Source organism: Terrihalobacillus insolitus (genome assembly GCF_028416575.1).
GTDB lineage: Bacteria > Bacillota > Bacilli > Bacillales > Amphibacillaceae > Terrihalobacillus > Terrihalobacillus insolitus.
The window spans coordinates 1-16,468 of record NZ_JAMQKB010000018.1; the positions used below are offsets into that span (position 1 = coordinate 1).

Sequence of the window (16,468 nt, forward strand, 5' to 3'; positions counted from 1 at the left end):
TATCCCCGCTTTTTCAGCTCTCGCCTTAATGGCTGTTGTCATTTTGTTGTAAGCAAACATAGAGAGACGAAGGTTCGCTTTCTTATTGCCATAAGGATGAGATGCTTTTGAAGTTGTTGTATCTAGCATTTCCATGGCAATTGGTTTCTTCAACCTTTCGGCAACGTTTACTAATTGAATGGCTTCTGCTTCGATTATTTTTGTAATTTGACCAGAAGTTTTGCCGAAAATGTCAAATGTTTGAGTCCAAGAGGAAACAAGTTGTCCCTTCCCATTTATATTGGAAATCGCAAAGTGATCCACATTGCAGTCAATGCCGATGACACCATCCGATTTAGAAAAATTACGATATTTCTTATCCTTTTCTCTTATGATACACTTAAAAATGTAATAGTCCCCATGGTCTTCTATAGACCACGCGATAGGTTGTCCATCTTTCTTTTTATTTTTACATTGATTTTGGGTTGCCATGGCGGCCTTAACTTTTTCTTGGCCATATGAAAAATGCAGATTTGGAATTTCTATTTCCTTGCCTTCTGGTGTTTTGAAATGTAATGTGCGGTGTTCTGGATGGTAGTGAAATACAAAATTGCCTGAGGAACCATCTTTCCGACCTGAAATGGTCATCGTATGATAACGGGCTTGCTTCCATTTGTTCAACCATTGTTGACGGTCGTCCATATACTTGTCGTTTGTATATTGTGATTGAAATAGTCTTTTTGTTCCAAAGACGACACTAGGTATGATGGTTTGGAGTCGTTGTAAGTCTTGTTCCAATTTATGTCGTTTAAAGGTTAGAAAACCAAGTCTTGCTTCTAACCTTTTGATTTCTGGTTCTAAGTAACTGTGTTCAAATTGATAGGGGTGATCATAGATGTCTGTTCGCTTCCTATACTTTACAACAAAGCGTTTCCCTTGTTTTTGTTCTTTCGTGTTCTTAGGGAAAGTAGGCTTACCCATGACAAAAGAAGCCTTCATCTTCTTTACCGTTGTTAGACGACTTTTCACTTGCTTCTGTTTCGTTTTAACCGCCTGGATCTGTGCCTGTTTATTCGTTTTATATAATTTATTTAGCTCTTGCAAGCTTTTTTGTTTGGCCTTTGCTTCTTGCACGGCACTGTTTGCATAGTAGTCATCCAAACCAAAACGTTCTTTGACGGTGAGATGGATGGATTTATTTCGCTTGCTATGGCCAGAACGTTTTTCTTTCGTAGATGTATCAAAGGCAAAATGTTTGGCACGATTGAAGTTAACAAGAACATCCGTAATGGCGTTGACATATGTAACGGCAATCTTGTTTTTATAGACTCGATTAGAGAAGTACGTTTTTGTGCCCATCGCCATTCTCCTTTCCCTTCATAACTGAATGATATCAGAACAAACGTTCCGTGTCAACAAAATTTCATCTCCTTCGAAAGGGCGATTCATCCCCCACTTATTATTGGTGTTACCCACCCACCTTCATATAATGGAAGTGGGGGTCTTCTCGCCCGTGAAAAGATAAATCTAAAATATTTGTTTACCCTAACTTTAGGATAGTCACCTATTTTTTATGTATTTGTTGCACAATGTTGGCTGTTGGAATATAATTTGGTTAAAGGAAACTTTTTATCGTTAACGAACAATTTATTGTGCGGAGGGTGAAAACAGCATGCGAACAGACGCTATCAAAAGAAAAGGGATGATAAATGCCGCGCAACAATCTCTAAATGGGCAATCACGGGGACTTAGAAGATTGCTACCCTTCTTAGGACCAGCGTTTATAGCGGCGGTAGCATATATTGATCCTGGGAACTTTGCGACCAATATCGCTGCTGGATCCCAATATGGGTATTTGTTGCTTTGGGTAGTATTATTATCCAATCTTATAGCCGTGTTAATACAATCAATGTCTGCTAAGCTCGGAATAGCAACAGGAAAAAATTTGCCTGAAATAGCTCGTGAACAGTTTCCAAAGCCTGTTTCTTTCGGTCTATGGATTCAAGGAGAATTAATTGTAATCGCAACGGATTTAGCCGAATTTATTGGAGCTGCTCTTGGACTTTACTTGATTTTTGGATTACCTCTTCTACCTTCAGCCATTATAGCTGCTGTTGGATCCTTTGCTATTCTTGAATTACAAAGGAGAGGTGTTCGGTCACTCGAGGCAGGAATCACTGGGCTTGTATTCATTGTTGTCGTTGCTTTTGCGATTCAAGTGTTTTATGCAGAACCAGAAATAAATCCATTAGTTAATGGATTATTTATTCCAAGGTTTGCCGATGTTAACAGTGTCCTTCTTGCGGCAGGAATTCTAGGTGCAACAGTTATGCCACATGCTATTTATTTGCATTCTGCACTTACACAAAGACGGATTGTTGGTAAAGATGAGGAAGAACGTAAAAAGATTTTTCGTTTTGAATTTATCGATATTGTGATCGCCATGATCATTGCAGGTGCTATCAATGCGAGTATGCTCATTGTAGCCGCATCTCTATTTTTTGAAAATGGTCTCGTTATACAGGATTTGGACGTAGCATTTGAACAATTAGGTGTGCTAATAGGTCCGTTTGCAGGTGTTTTATTTGGCATAGGCCTTCTCACAGCAGGGCTATCAAGTTCAACAGTGGGGACAATGTCTGGGGATATTATCATGCAGGGTTTTATCCAAAGAAGGATCCCGTTATATTTAAGGCGGCTTATTACCATTACCCCTCCATTAATAATTATTGCACTAGGTATTAATGCAACAAAAGCACTCGTAATGAGCCAAGTTGTTTTATCATTTGGTATTGCATTTGCGTTAATTCCGTTAGTTATTTTTACAAGCAAACGTAGCATCATGGGTGGATTGGTAAATAAGCGCATAACGACAATAACAGCATGGATCCTATCCATTATTATTATTGCATTAAATATATTTCTTCTTTATCAATCACTGTTCGGATAAGTCAAAACGATATGCTAGCGATTCTGTCAAATATTAGAGGCAACGAAAAACTCTTAGCGGACTGAGATACCGCTATTTTCAGAATAATGCCTGAATTCCATGGTTAAGCGGACTCACAGGCCGTTATTCGCTATAAAAGGTCTATTAATGGTTCGCTTTTTGGCAATTAGCGGTATCTCAGTCCGCTAAACCCTCCAATACCATGGTTTTTTGCCGAATAACGGCCTCTGAGTCCGCTAAATATGCTAAGCGGACTGAGAGGCCGTTATTTTCAGAACAAGGCCTTTAAAAACTCCGCAACCACTGCGTTTTATTTATTTGAGTTCCTCACCTTCCATAGTTGACATTTTCTTCATTTTCTCAGCCATTTGATCCATCATTTGTTTTATGTTCTCCATTTTTTTCATTTGCTGTTCAGACAACTTTCCAGAGTTCTGCAGTTCAGTGAATAGACTATTCATTTCTTTCATCATCATTTGATGCTTATCCATCATTGTTTTCATTTGTTCTTTCATCATTTCCATTTTGTCGGAGCAGTTTTTTTCCTTCATCACCTCTGAATTAGTCGTATCAACAGGAGCTTCTTCGTGAGCAGACACAGTTAAGGGAAGAGATACAGCTGCGGTGAACAAAAGTGTCAAAACAAGTTTAAGTATCCGATACCTCATATGATCATCACCTCCATAAATTTGTAGTAAATACAACAACATTAGTTTATCTAAGTTTAAGGAAACTATGTATGTAATAAGTGAACTCTAGAATAACCTATTAAGGATTGGGGACAAATAAAGAATATAAAAATACAAAGGGTGAATTGTTGATGGACTACGGATTATGGTTTTCTATTGCCCCATCTGTTATCGCTATTGTTTTGGCAACTTGGACAAAGCAGGTCATTCCATCTCTTTTAATCGGTTTATGGGTAGGTAGCTTTATTTTATCAGGCTCTTTTCTAGGATCCGTATCTCAAACGGTTGATTATATTGTTGGCGTTTTATCTGATCCTGGAAATTTGGATGTTCTTCTATTTCTATACGTCTTTAGTGGCTTGGTTGCCCTTATCCAACTATCAGGTGGTGTACAAGCTTTTGCCAAAATGATGGATAACTTTATCGACAATGCAAAGAAAACGTTACTTGTCTCATGGTTATTGCTTCCGATTACCTTTATCGATTGTGGTTTTCGCGTTGTAGCAACAGGATCAATTATGAAACCGTTGGCAGATCGTTTTTCCGTATCACGAGAACGATTAGCCTATATGCTAAATAATTCGGCTAGTCCCGTAATTGTACTAATACCTGTTGCTACCACTTATATAGGTTACATCATTGGAGTGTTACGCAAAGGAATGGATGCTGGTGGAATAGAAGGTTCAGCGATGCAGTTGTTTTTATCTAGCATACCTTTTCAATTTTTTAGTTTTACTTCCGTAACCGTTGCCCTATTATCTGTTATCATTGGATGGAATTTCGGTAGTATGAAGAAATTGATTCAATCTGCACAAGGATCAGTAAAACAGAACGCTTCCTCCCGTCCTGCACATGCAATGGAAATGTCTGAGGAACTTGGAAATACGGATAAAGCAGATTCGGCAAAAGATCAAATGGGTGTGACATCAAAAGGACAAATGGAAGATATGGACATGGGTATGGGGGAGCCCGCGTTGAAGCCTAGATTATCTAATTTGCTCATTCCAATTCTCGTTTTAATTCCGCTAAGTTTTTTTCTAATGTGGTGGAGTGGTCGACAGAAAACAGATGCAACAGGATTAATGGAAGTGTTCACAGCAGCTGATCCATCTCGCTCGATGTTTTTAGCATTATTCCTTACAGTCATCTTAACTGGCGCAATCTACCTGATTCAAGGATTAAAATTGAAGGAAATGACAGATCGTTTTATTAAAGGCGGGAACAAACTAATGGTTACGATTGTTATTTTGGCGGTAGCTTGGCCCATTTCTGACGTTTCACAAGACTTAGGTTTAACTGAGCTTATTCAGACAACATTAGGTGGAACATTATCAGCTAGTTGGGTTCCATTACTCATTTTTGCAGTTACGGGTGCTGTCACATATTTTATAGGATCTTCTTGGGGGGCATGGGCACTCATGATGCCCATTGCCATTCCATTAGCTGTAACAACAGGAGGCAGCCTTCCTATCGCGGCGGCTGCTGTATTATCTGGAGGAACTTTTGGAGATGTCACTTCACCCGTTTCTGGGATGACAGCCATGTCTGCCGGTGCTGCACAAGCTGATCATATGAAATACGTGAAGGCGATGACTCCGTACAATTTGCTAGCCGCATCATTGGCTGCAGCATTATTCTTAGTCATTCCTTTTATTATTTCCTAGAAGAGGATGTTCAAAAAGTCACCAAATGATAAGCGGCGCATCTCTTCGTTGGCTTGTTTTTCCGTTACTCACGTATTAAAAGCATACGCTCCGTTACTCAAAACAGCGCCGCCTCGACCTGCTTGCTTCTGATTTGTCGACTTTTTGAACACACACTAGAATAAGTCACAGTAGTAAGGAAGTGAAAAAATGGATGAATTACTATATATAGTTGCTTTTGTGGTAGCGATAATCGGAGCATTTTCATTTCTTCGGTATAGTAAATTGAACAAACAAAGAGGGGAAAAAAAGATAAATAAGAGGTAGGCATTTTGGGGAGGGTGCATTTGCTCTCATGAAAGCAAATGCACTCAAACCATTTGTTACTCATTGTTTCCATATACCGATGCCCCACTATAACATTACATAAACCAATAAGTGAACGTATCGTTAATTCCCGCTAACAGAAATATGATTGCAGCTACTTTTGTCATCCATCGATTGAACGATTTCGACTTTTTAAAGTACTTTTCTTTAATAATGTCAGTACTATCAATTAAGATAAGCACAAATACAATCAGCGGAACCGTCGTCCCTAATGCAAAAACGGTAGGTAATAGTATCCCTCCTGAAGTTTGGATACCTAATGGAATGAGCAGCCCAAAAAACAACCATACTAACGTCGGACAAAAAGCCAGTGCAAAAGCAATACCAAATCCAAATGCTCCTACAGGGGATCCTTCTGGCATTTTACTTTTCAGCCATTCGCTAACTCTTGTCCCAAATGAAACACGAAACCGTGAAAAACCGAGAAAATATAACCCTGCCAAAATCATGATCGGGCCAATAATCTTTCTAATCATAACAAGAATGGAAGTGTTTCCATTCACTGTTGTTAACTGTACGCCTAAATAAATTGCCACACCGCCAACAAGGGTATAAATCAATGTTTTACCAGCAATAAAAGCAAACATTTGTATCAATGTCTTCTTTTTGTTCGTTGCGTCCCGTGAGACAAACGCAAGTGCACTTGCATTTGTCGTTAATTGACATGGTGATGTAGTTGCAGCGAGACCTAGTAATAATGCAGTCAAAATTGGAATGTTCCACTGGTTTGTAATGTTAATAATAGGCTCTGCTACCTTTACCCCCATTTGTGTCAAAAACGAATACCATTGTATACTTAAATCACTGAGAAATTCCCCCATTTCTATCCCTCACTTTCACCTGCTTGACATTATTGCATTCATTCTACTTACTCAGAATTCGAGCGAACTCGTTTCAGCAAGCTGAAACATCGGGGAATCAGATGGAGTCTCGACTCCACCTGATTGGAAATAAGCCATTTTAAGATTACCTATATTCTTTAGGTGACAACCGAACGATTGCGATTTTTTGGCAATAGTTTGGTTGATTCTCCTATTCTCCATAACACTCGAACCAAACAAACAACAGCTAGGCTAATAAACAAGGCACTATGAACCTCTAGCTGAATCATTACTTGTCCTAAGATTGCTACAACCGAACCAAAAAATATTTGTCCTTTTTTACTATTCGGTGATGTCTTAGGGTCTGTAATCATAAAAAAGGTGAAGATTAAAAGCCCACCCCACATGAACTCATTGAATATTGCTTGAAATGTTTTGTCCCATATTAACATTCGAACTAAACCGCCCAATAAGAATGCAGATAAAAAGGAAGCAATGACAGGAAAACGACTCACCTTATAAACCATGTAAATTCCTGCCGTAATAATCACAAAGAGTAATGCCCAAATAAATCCCCATTGAAGTGGTGCTGTTGCAACGGTTATTGGGTATAAAAGTGCAACAACAACGATTCCAATATTAGATGGATTAAAGATATGATTGCCATCATAACGGATCCAATGTTTTGAACCAATCGCAATAATAGATGCCATTAAAAAAGGTGTCACCGTATCAGCCCTTAATAACAAAGCAATGCTCAGTGCTGTTATAATGGAACTTTTAGGAAATATAAGTTTGGCTTCTTTTGCATAAATTATCCCCACTTCCAATAACATACACACTACAAGTGTAACGATAACTTGTATTAGTGTTACTCTAAACTGCAAATAGACTAACCCTAATACAGTAAAACCAGTTAAGACTAAGATCTGGGCTATCCTAGGATCACGGATTTTTATCATAGTTTCTTTAGCTCCTCTAGAACTTCTTCAGTTGGTACATACATTTCTTGAATCGAAATTTCACTCCATTGTATGACTCCTTCTTTATCTATTACAAAAATGGAATGTGTATCGACTGGCCCCATATCCATCCCACCTGGCACATTGTATACACCATATTTACTTCCAAGCTGGTGGTTAGGGTCGTACATAATCGGATAATTTATGTTGTACTCTTCTGCTATTTGTTTCGACTGTTCTAATGGATCCGTTACAGCAGCGACAACGACAGCATCTTCCTGTTTCATATCAGAAAGATATTCATTCAACTCCACGAGTTGATCGACGCACGAACTTCAGGAATTCCCCTCATAAAAGTATAAAACAACATTTTTTCCCTTATAATCCGATAATGAAAGATCTCCTTCGGTAGACGTAAGGTTAAAATCTGGAGCAGGCGTCCCTGCTTCTAGTCCTGAAATATTTGTACTTCTTTCACTTTTTCCTTGTAGTACAGCTAAAGCGATGAACAGTACAGCTATGACTACAATGATCCATGGCATAATTCTTACTTTTCGTTTGTTTGTTTTTTTCTTTGATTTCTTACCCATTTTACGAACTCCTATCCTATTTATATTTTATAGGTCATGCGGTATAAATAATGACTGCACCTAACAGTTTAACCAGCAAATATGAAGATTCTTTGAGGTTACACTTTTTAATTTAACTATTTCTACCTGAAACAGACAATAGTAAAACTTTATTGGATCCAGAATCGTACAAAGTACTAATTACCGTTTTAAAATATGGCGAATGAAGGCAGCCACCAACAGTGGCAATCCCATCCACATGGAAAGGAGTAAAAACGTTTTAATGTAGGATCCTAATGTTGTCGCACCCCACATGATAGTGCCTGAAATGGTGAGGCAAATCATACCTATTAGGATCAATATAGGCACTATCAGTCTTTCAGTAAGTTTCATAAATCCTCCTCACTCACTGGGAAATGTAAATAGAAGGTTGTACCTTTATTTACATTGCTAGTTACTGTGATCGTCCCATTTTGAAGCTCAACCAAATTCTTTACAATTGCCAACCCTAATCCTGTACCTCCAAGCTCTCTTGAACGTGATTTATCAACACGATGAAAACGTTCAAAAATAAACGGAAGTTCTTTTTCAGGTATTCCAATACCCGTATCCTTTATCTCTACATGCACCCAGTCTTTTTCATACCAAACTCGAACATCTATGGTGCCGCTTTCTGTATAACGTACAGCGTTCCCTAATAAATTCATTAGTACTTGTTGTAAACGAAGGCCGTCCGCTTCGATATAAGGAATTTCTTTCTGTATATAGGTATTTAAATCTAGTCCTTTTGTTTGCATGTCTATTTTTATCGTTAATAGCGCCGCTTCTAGAACCTCTGTCAAATCAGTCGGTGCCATGTGGAGGTCTATTTTACCTTCTTCCATTTTAGATAGGTCAAACAAATCATCAATCAATCTGACCATCCGCTCTGTTTCATCCTCAATAATGGATAAATATTGGACTCTTTCCGCTTCGGTCTTATAGAGACCCTGCTTTAATACTTGGGCGTACCCTTTCATATAGGAAATCGGTGTGCGTAATTCATGAGAAATGTTCGCAAAAAACTCTTTTCGATTGGTTCGGTATCGATTTGTTTCAAATGCTAGGTCATTGATCGCCTTCCCTAATGATCCTAACTCATCACGCGATGGGATATTTACTCGAATATCTAAGTTTCCTTTGGCAATTTGACGTGTTGCTTGCTCCATTTCCAAAAGAGGATCAGACATTTTTTTTGACAGAATAAATGTTAATCCTAATGCTAAGAATAGTGCTCCTACTGCGGAAAGTATTAATAAATCTCGAACCTTTTCTACTGGTTTTATTACGTCATTGGTAGATGCTAAGACAAAAAAAGCGCCAATGAAAGAATCCTGTTGTGTAATGGGGTAACCAGACCCAAGGTAGCTGGATTCTGTTTCCACATCCATAAATTTCTTTCGAACAGGCTGCCCTTGTGACAATTGCTTCATTTCCTCTTCAGATATGTCCCCGACACGTATACCAGTTTTTGCTATTACACTGCCATTACTATCCACGATATAGATATCTTTGTTCGTTAGATCGGCAAGTGTTTTAAACATGTTCAGTATTTGCTCATCATCAAAAGAAGTGATCGTACGTGCGTATTTCTTTGATAGATCATCAATTTCTGTTCCTACCTGATTATAATAAAAACTGGTGAAGATCTGGTTTGCTACGTATCCTAGTGGCAATAATACAACTAAAAACAAAACCATAATCGTTCCGCCAAGTTTAAGAACAATTTTATTCATGTTCTGTTTGGTCCTCAGGCAAGTAAAATTTATATCCTACGCCCCAAACCGTTTTAATTGGGTTAAAGGATAATCCTGCATTCCTTAATTTTTCTCGTATATTTTTCACATGTGTGTCGACTGCTCGAACATCACGAAATTCTGTAGAAAGCCAAATACTGTCTAACAAAATATCTCTTGTAAATACTCTTTTAGGTTGACTTGCCACTGTATAGAGAATATCAAATTCTTTTGGTGTTAATTCAATTGGAGTTTTGTTGACCGTCACTTCCCGACTATCACGATAAATAGACAAATCCATAACGGATAAAGTGGCATCACTTGCATCTTCTTGATTATAGTCGTATCGCCGCAATAAAGCATTAACTCGAGCTACCAATTCTTCTGGCGCAAATGGTTTAACCAAATAATCATCTGCTCCTAAATTTAATCCGTGCACCCGATCCTTAATATCATTTCGAGCAGTTAACATTAAAATTGGTGTTCGTATCTTCTTCCGAAGGGTTGAGCATACTTCCCACCCGTCTATATCTGGTAACATAATGTCTAGCATAATAACATCATATTGGCGAACCAGAGCCTTTTGTAGTGCTTCTTTGCCATTTACTGCTTCATCAATTAGAATATTACCCTCTTTCGTTAAATAAATTCTAACTAGATTTCTCATGTTCCATTCATCATCAACAACTAGGATTCTTTTTTCCATCTGCAACCCTCATTTTTTTTATTTTACAAAACGAATTTGTGGAATCTGTGAGGATTTTCATTCCTAATTCCATTGTTTCTTCTATCGTATAACAAACATACATGTTCACACTAATAAGACGCTATCCTCTTGATCATAATCTTATATGTAGCTTAACTATCATTCAACAGGGATATACGTCACCAAACGTAAAAAACCGCTAACCCATGATTGAGCTAGCGGTGGTGTTAAAACTATTTCGCAAATCGGTGATCCCCAATTGTTGTCGTTACCTCTCTTGTTAATATCCACTCACTTTCAGCAGTATCAGGGTTGTAAAAGTATAGAGAGCCTCTTCCTTGACCCCTAAATGCTAATGCTTCATCGACAGCCTGTCTCGATTCTGAGTTTGCCGGTTTGTTAATTTCACCATTTTCTACGGGTGAAAATGCATAATAACCATTTGATCTTTGATAAATAACTTCCTTAATCGTGTTTGGGAATTTTGAACTATCTACACGATTTAAAACAACTGTAGCCACTGCAACTTTTCCTGCGTATGGTTCACCCTTTGCTTCAGCTTGAACAAGTCTTGCAAACAATTCCTTTTCAGATTCCGTAATTGTTGATGGTATTGTTAGGGTTTCACCAGCATAAATGAGGTTGTTATATTGGTTATTAGACTCCCTTATTGCAGAGAGCGGAACACCAAACTTATTACTAATTTTCCAAAGTGAATCACCGGTCTGCACCGTATAGGAAGATGCAGCGTTCGCTATTCCTGTAAGTGAAAATGATGAGATAATGAGGGTCATTACCATAATGATTTTTTTCATAGTCTATTGTCCTCCTGTTTTTCATATTTTCGCTACAAAAATAGGTTAACAGGATCATAGTGTTATTTCAGCAGGTAAGAAAAACCATTGACAGCTTGTATAAGGGCCAAACCTACTACAACTCTATGCTGATGCTGTAGTATTACAGTTTTGTTACACAAGTGGCTGCGTCCAATTTCATCCAATTTCAGAGAAAGTACATGTGAATTGCTAGATGTTTCGCATTTCTCGATAGCATGTAAGAAATATAATGAATACAATACTGAACACAATAAGCGCGATTAACGAAAAATGTTCTTCTAATGGTGAAGCTGTTGTTACATTTTGAGTCGCCTTACCTTGCACATCTGCACTTCTAGCATTATCATTGGGCATTTCTAATTTTTTTAACGAGAATGAAGTAATTGTTTCGCCATCTTGGTTCACGATATCCAATGTACCGTCCTTCTTAACATTTTCACTCCACTGTTCATTGATGGATGTTGTGAAAGATAAATCTTTCTCAGTCTTGTATTTTTGATCATCAATATCAAATGTTGTTCCCTTTGGAATGGTGGATGTTTGATAGTTTGCAAATGAATAGTCTAATAGATTACGAGAGTCATTATACGCAACAGATTGGATGTTACTATTTAATGTAATGACAATCACACTTAGGTTTTCTCTTTTTGCTGTAGTTGCCAGTGTAAAGCCTGATTGATCTACATAACCTGTCTTCCCACCCGTCACACCTTCATAAGCATATTCTCGCATCAGTTTGTTATGAGCGTACAGAGTAGTATCCCACGATTCACCATTCCACTTCAATTCCTTTGTGCCAAATATTTCCCTAAACACCTGATTCTTTCTTGCATATCGGGTAATGGTAGCCAAATCTTTTGCTGTTGTGACATGATTTGGATCAAATAGACCGTGGGGATTTTCAAAGTTTGTATTCGTTACTCCTATTTCTTTCTCCATATATTTATTTAAATCAGAAGCAAAATTTTCTACACTTCCACTCATATACTCAGCTATTGCTATTGCTGCATCGTTTCCAGAATTAATTAACAAGCCTTGAATCAGCTTTTTTAAGGTGACTTGCTCCCCTTCTTCTAAATAAACCCTTGTACCTTCTACATCTCTCGCTTTTTCACTCACCGTGACAACGTCATCCAAATTCCCTTTTTCTATCGCATAAATAGCAGTTGCGATTTTCGTCAAACTAGCGGGGTACATTTTTGCATTCGCATTTTTTTCGTACAGGATCGTACCTGTAAGCTCGTCCATTACAACTGCAGCCTCACTTGATACAGTCGGTGGTGTGACGGAATCCGCTTCTGCATTTACACGCAAGGAAAACCCCGCGATTAATAGAACCATTATAAAGGTCACTATCGTCTGTTTCATGTTGACACCTACTCCACTAAATTTTGGGCTATCGTGAGGTACTCAATTGTTTCTTTATCTGATTGTGTTGGCAGCTTATAGGTTTGCTGATACTTCTCATGACCTTTTCCTGTTAGAAATATCCACTGTTCAGACTCACTGTGCTCGATTGCATGTTTAATGGCTAATGTACGATCTAGAATAACTTTACCTTTTTCATTTCCATAGGTTTCGTGTAAATAGTGGAGCGTCTCTTCCATTTCATTCATTGAAATAGAATTAAGATCATCCAACGTTAAAATGTATTGGTCACTTTTCTCGGCAATGATCGAAAGCATTTCCTTTCTTTTGCCAGAATCCCTGTCACCTCTAAAACCAAAAACATGGGTAATACTCTTCGCACCATAATATCGTGCCGTGTTTAAACAATGAAATATAGCATCAGGTGTATGGGCGTAATCCACAACAACAGTGGCACCATTACTAAGTTTAGTCATTTCGAATCTACCATTTACACCTTGAAAATCATTAATGGATTCCGTAATGTAATTCTTATTTATAGGAAAGAAGTTTGCCGTAGCATATGCCATTACCGTGTTATATATGTTGTGAATGCCAATCATAGGTGATTGAATAAATCTAGAATCGTCCGCTTCTTTGACCACAACTAAAGAATCCCCAGCATTAATATGGGTCAATTGTAAGCGATTATCGTTAGACTGACCTATCGTATAACACCGTTTTCCTTCGCTTTGTAGCTTTACAAGTAGCTTTTTACCCCAACTGTCATCCGTATTGATCACCGCCATCCCATTTTCCTTCAGTTTTTCAAACAGTTTAACTTTAGCTTCAAAATAGGCTTCCATCGAACCATGGTAGTCTAAATGATCGTGGTTAAGATTGGTAAATAAGCAGTAATCAAATTCCAGCCCTTCTACACGATACTGTGTTAAACCATGGGATGACACCTCCATAATAACAACAGAATCGTTACTAGTTGCTAACAGTTTTTGCAACTGAAGTGGGCTAGGTGTTGAATTCATACTCGGTGTTACTTCTCCATTTACGACGTTTTGTATTGTTCCAATTAGAGAACAAGAATATCCATTACTCTCCAGAATATGTTTCAATATATAGCTTGTCGTTGTTTTTCCGTTCGTTCCAGTAATTCCGATCATAATCTTTTGAGATGTTGGATGGCCATAAAAAGAGCTAGCAATAATCCCTAAAGCTTTCCTGCTATTTTTCACTTGAATATACGGTTTCGATACGTGGGACAAGTCCTGTTCACCAATGATTACACTTGCACCTTTGTAGATGGCCTCCTCAATATAAGCATGGCCATCCAATTGAAAGCCCTTGATCGCAACGAAAACATAATCATCTTGCACATCTAATGAGCTGTCCGCTATCCCTTTTATTTCAATATTTCCAGCTTCTTTGTTTCTGTTTACTATCTCCAGTTCGCTAATTAGATGCTGAAGCCTCATATAAGGTACCCCTCATTTCAACTATATCATTCGAATATTGTACTTTATTTTTGTGGAGATTTTATGTATATTCATACATGTGTAACATACACTTAATTATTGATACGTACTCGTAATAAAATTAGATAAATATGGTTTATATGGACCACAATCACTTAAACACGGATCACCATGTAATCTCCATTTGTCAATTGAACGACATCTGCTTTTAATCCCTTTGCGATATCTACTGTCATTTCATTTGCATCTTTTTCTGATGTTGCAAACAGCGCAACTCCTGCACTAGCTATTACTCTGTCTTTGTTTGTTGTAACATAGGCTAGAACTTTATAATCTGGTTTCATTGACTGTTCTCTTCCCAATTTACTTTTCTCCTTTCAATTTAGGCTTTAAAATTTCATCCGCCTTTTTCGTACTTTCTAACAACGGACATTTTTTTACCACTTCAATTAATGCGTCAATATCTTGTTTAATCGGAACGAGAGCAATAATAATTCTACCCTCTTCATAATCTTTCCTTGTAAAATTCCAGCGCTTATTCCCTAATGCTCTTGTTGCTTCAAAAAGGGCTGCTTGTCTTTGCCCAAAGTTATCAAGGTTAATTCGATAGTGTTGCTCGTTCGGGTAAATGACGACAGCTAAACCTTCCTCTTTCACTAGTTTCGCTGCATTTTCTGTTCCTAACAGGTTACTAACATACATACCATCAACGTACAGACTAGAATCCTTCACCTCTATTTTTCCAGGTTTTACTTGAGCAATATCACCGATACTTTTACCTTTTGTGAAATATTTTAATAAGTAGAAAACAGTGATTCCAACCACTATTCCAATCGCACCGTTCACCCACAAATTAAATGGTAAAACAGTGATCACCAATGACGTGCATAATGCGGTAATAAAGGCAAGATAGTTTCTAGACTCAAACGTTTTTGCAATACCATCTATGTATGCGGACCCACGATATGTGTACTCCGTATTTTCAAGTTCGGTTAAACTTTCCTTTTCCATTTTTCGAACATCTCGAAATTGCTGTAAAGCTAAGGTTAGAAACGTTACAGCTACAAAATTTTTGGTCATCAATGCAGGTATTGCTACCGCGCCTAATGCAGCAGCAACAAAGCCTGTTACAACTTGTATTAAGTAACCATTGGGGAAACTCGGATATTGGCGATAATCTTCCTTTAAGACCAGTAGTCTTGCTAGGGTGCCAATAATCAGGGCTATTATAATAATCGTTATATCTTCAGATGAAATTTGCTGCTTTCCCACTCTATTCACTCCTCATTCCATAATTACCCCTATTATCCCCTTGCACATCATTTTTAAACGACAAGAGCTAGACATTGCCGCAAAAATAAATATATGAACATATAATCATGTTTTAAATTCATACAGATCCAATCCTAAAAGCCTTGATCAAATGGTCGAATTACTTTCTTCTAATTTTTTTCGGTAATTTTTTTCCGATAATCCGATCAACAGCAATTGCTAAAAAAGCAATACTCAATAACACGACAAAATCCCGAAATACATGGGAAAAAGTCATTTGATTGCTAATGACATACTGTTCTATTTCCGACCATGTATACGTATTGTAAGTCAAATAAGAAGAAGTAGTTTCACCATTATTCTTACTCTCATCTGTAGTTACTAAAACATTGTAAGAAGATAAATAATTATTATTATAAAACGGTACATTCCCATATGACACACTAATAATTAATGGTACTCCTACAAAAATAATGGCCAATAACAAAAGCAGGAACAATAAGTTGTTTTTTCTGCGCAACCTCACCACCCCCATTACTAATATATATTAAACTGGTATGTGAGAATATGCTCGGTTCATTGAGGATCACCAAATTAGTTATCATACTATTTTTAGAAAACAAAAAAGCACGGAAGGAATAGCTCCTTCCGTGCTTTTTTTTCCATATGGCTACGCATTCATTTGCTAATGATGAAGGGCGTGGTTGATTGTCTGCTTCAAAACATCCATGACATGCTCATCGTCATGGGAATAAAACAAGGTAGTTCCTGCTCTACGATATTTTACTAATCGCAGATTTTTCAAAAAGCGTAATTGGTGTGAAACCGTTGACTGTCTTAAGTGCAATGTGTCTGCAATTTCATTTACAGATAACTCTTTGTTAAATAACAAATATAAAATTCTAATTCTAGTCGGATCACTTAATGCTTTAAACGATTGGGATACAACAAACAACGTTTCGTCATCTAGCTCACGATATTCTTCCTCATCCTTACGATCATCTTTCTGTTTATCCATCTACTGACACCTCATATAGTAAAA

16 protein-coding genes are annotated in these 16,468 nt (G+C 37.6%); 2 read left to right on the plus strand and 14 right to left on the minus strand.

Features of this window, described 5'->3' with window-relative positions:
- Positions 1–1,338, minus strand: a 1,338-nt coding sequence (locus NC797_RS14080) for a transposase (RefSeq protein WP_272437445.1), incomplete at its 3' end; no start/stop codon positions are given.
- 343 nt (positions 1,339–1,681) lie between these two features.
- Between NC797_RS14080 and NC797_RS14085 the strand changes: the two genes are divergently transcribed.
- Entirely contained in the window at positions 1,682–2,929 is a 1,248-nt protein-coding gene (locus tag NC797_RS14085; RefSeq protein ID WP_417168716.1) for an Nramp family divalent metal transporter, read from the plus strand.
- A gap of 314 nt (positions 2,930–3,243) precedes the next feature.
- Here the strand turns inward: NC797_RS14085 and NC797_RS14090 are convergent, their stop codons facing one another.
- The gene (locus tag NC797_RS14090; protein WP_272437447.1) at positions 3,244–3,597 is read right to left on the minus strand and encodes a hypothetical protein; all 354 of its coding nucleotides are present in this window, start codon (positions 3,595–3,597) and stop codon (positions 3,244–3,246) included.
- A gap of 152 nt (positions 3,598–3,749) precedes the next feature.
- On the opposite strand from NC797_RS14090, the gene NC797_RS14095 reads away from it, so the two are divergent.
- Positions 3,750–5,282 (plus strand): Na+/H+ antiporter NhaC family protein, encoded by a 1,533-nt coding sequence (locus NC797_RS14095; protein ID WP_272437448.1) that lies wholly within the window; start codon positions 3,750–3,752, stop codon positions 5,280–5,282.
- A gap of 401 nt (positions 5,283–5,683) precedes the next feature.
- Here NC797_RS14095 and NC797_RS14100 read toward each other — a convergent pair whose 3' ends face one another.
- From NC797_RS14100 to NC797_RS14155, 12 genes are all read right to left on the minus strand, one after another.
- Complete coding sequence (locus tag NC797_RS14100) at positions 5,684–6,469, minus strand: urease accessory protein UreH domain-containing protein (RefSeq protein ID WP_272437449.1); 786 nt, start codon at positions 6,467–6,469, stop codon at positions 5,684–5,686.
- A gap of 158 nt (positions 6,470–6,627) precedes the next feature.
- Positions 6,628–7,431, minus strand: coding sequence for an RnfABCDGE type electron transport complex subunit D (locus tag NC797_RS14105; RefSeq protein WP_272437450.1), 804 nt, complete (start codon positions 7,429–7,431; stop codon positions 6,628–6,630).
- Positions 7,428–8,021 (minus strand): peroxiredoxin family protein, encoded by a 594-nt coding sequence (locus NC797_RS14110; protein WP_334313207.1) that lies wholly within the window; start codon positions 8,019–8,021, stop codon positions 7,428–7,430. Before NC797_RS14110 ends, NC797_RS14105 begins: the two co-directional genes overlap by 4 nt.
- Positions 8,022–8,389: 368 nt before the next feature.
- Positions 8,390–9,775, minus strand: coding sequence for a sensor histidine kinase (locus NC797_RS14115; RefSeq protein ID WP_272437451.1), 1,386 nt, complete (start codon positions 9,773–9,775; stop codon positions 8,390–8,392).
- The gene (locus NC797_RS14120; protein WP_272437452.1) at positions 9,768–10,481 is read right to left on the minus strand and encodes a response regulator transcription factor; all 714 of its coding nucleotides are present in this window, start codon (positions 10,479–10,481) and stop codon (positions 9,768–9,770) included. Before NC797_RS14120 ends, NC797_RS14115 begins: the two co-directional genes overlap by 8 nt.
- A gap of 233 nt (positions 10,482–10,714) precedes the next feature.
- The gene (locus tag NC797_RS14125) at positions 10,715–11,296 is read right to left on the minus strand and encodes a cell wall hydrolase (RefSeq protein ID WP_272437453.1); all 582 of its coding nucleotides are present in this window, start codon (positions 11,294–11,296) and stop codon (positions 10,715–10,717) included.
- A 210-nt stretch (positions 11,297–11,506) separates the two neighbouring features.
- Positions 11,507–12,685 carry a D-alanyl-D-alanine carboxypeptidase family protein gene (locus NC797_RS14130; protein ID WP_272437454.1) on the minus strand — a complete coding sequence of 393 codons (1,179 nt, stop codon included), beginning with the start codon at positions 12,683–12,685 and terminating at the stop codon, positions 11,507–11,509.
- A gap of 8 nt (positions 12,686–12,693) precedes the next feature.
- Complete coding sequence (locus NC797_RS14135; protein WP_272437455.1) at positions 12,694–14,154, minus strand: UDP-N-acetylmuramoyl-L-alanyl-D-glutamate--2,6-diaminopimelate ligase; 1,461 nt, start codon at positions 14,152–14,154, stop codon at positions 12,694–12,696.
- Between the two features lie 155 nt (positions 14,155–14,309).
- The gene (locus NC797_RS14140; RefSeq protein ID WP_272437456.1) at positions 14,310–14,516 is read right to left on the minus strand and encodes a capping complex subunit for YIEGIA; all 207 of its coding nucleotides are present in this window, start codon (positions 14,514–14,516) and stop codon (positions 14,310–14,312) included.
- Between the two features lies 1 nt (position 14,517).
- Positions 14,518–15,426: a YIEGIA family protein gene (locus NC797_RS14145; RefSeq protein WP_272437457.1), complete on the minus strand. Its 909-nt coding sequence runs from the start codon at positions 15,424–15,426 to the stop codon at positions 14,518–14,520.
- A gap of 160 nt (positions 15,427–15,586) precedes the next feature.
- Positions 15,587–15,946, minus strand: a complete 360-nt coding sequence (locus NC797_RS14150) for a hypothetical protein (RefSeq protein WP_272437458.1) — start codon at positions 15,944–15,946, stop codon at positions 15,587–15,589.
- Positions 15,947–16,111: 165 nt separating this feature from the next.
- Positions 16,112–16,444 carry an ArsR/SmtB family transcription factor gene (locus NC797_RS14155; RefSeq protein ID WP_272437459.1) on the minus strand — a complete coding sequence of 111 codons (333 nt, stop codon included), beginning with the start codon at positions 16,442–16,444 and terminating at the stop codon, positions 16,112–16,114.
- Between the last annotated feature and the right edge of the window lie 24 nt (positions 16,445–16,468).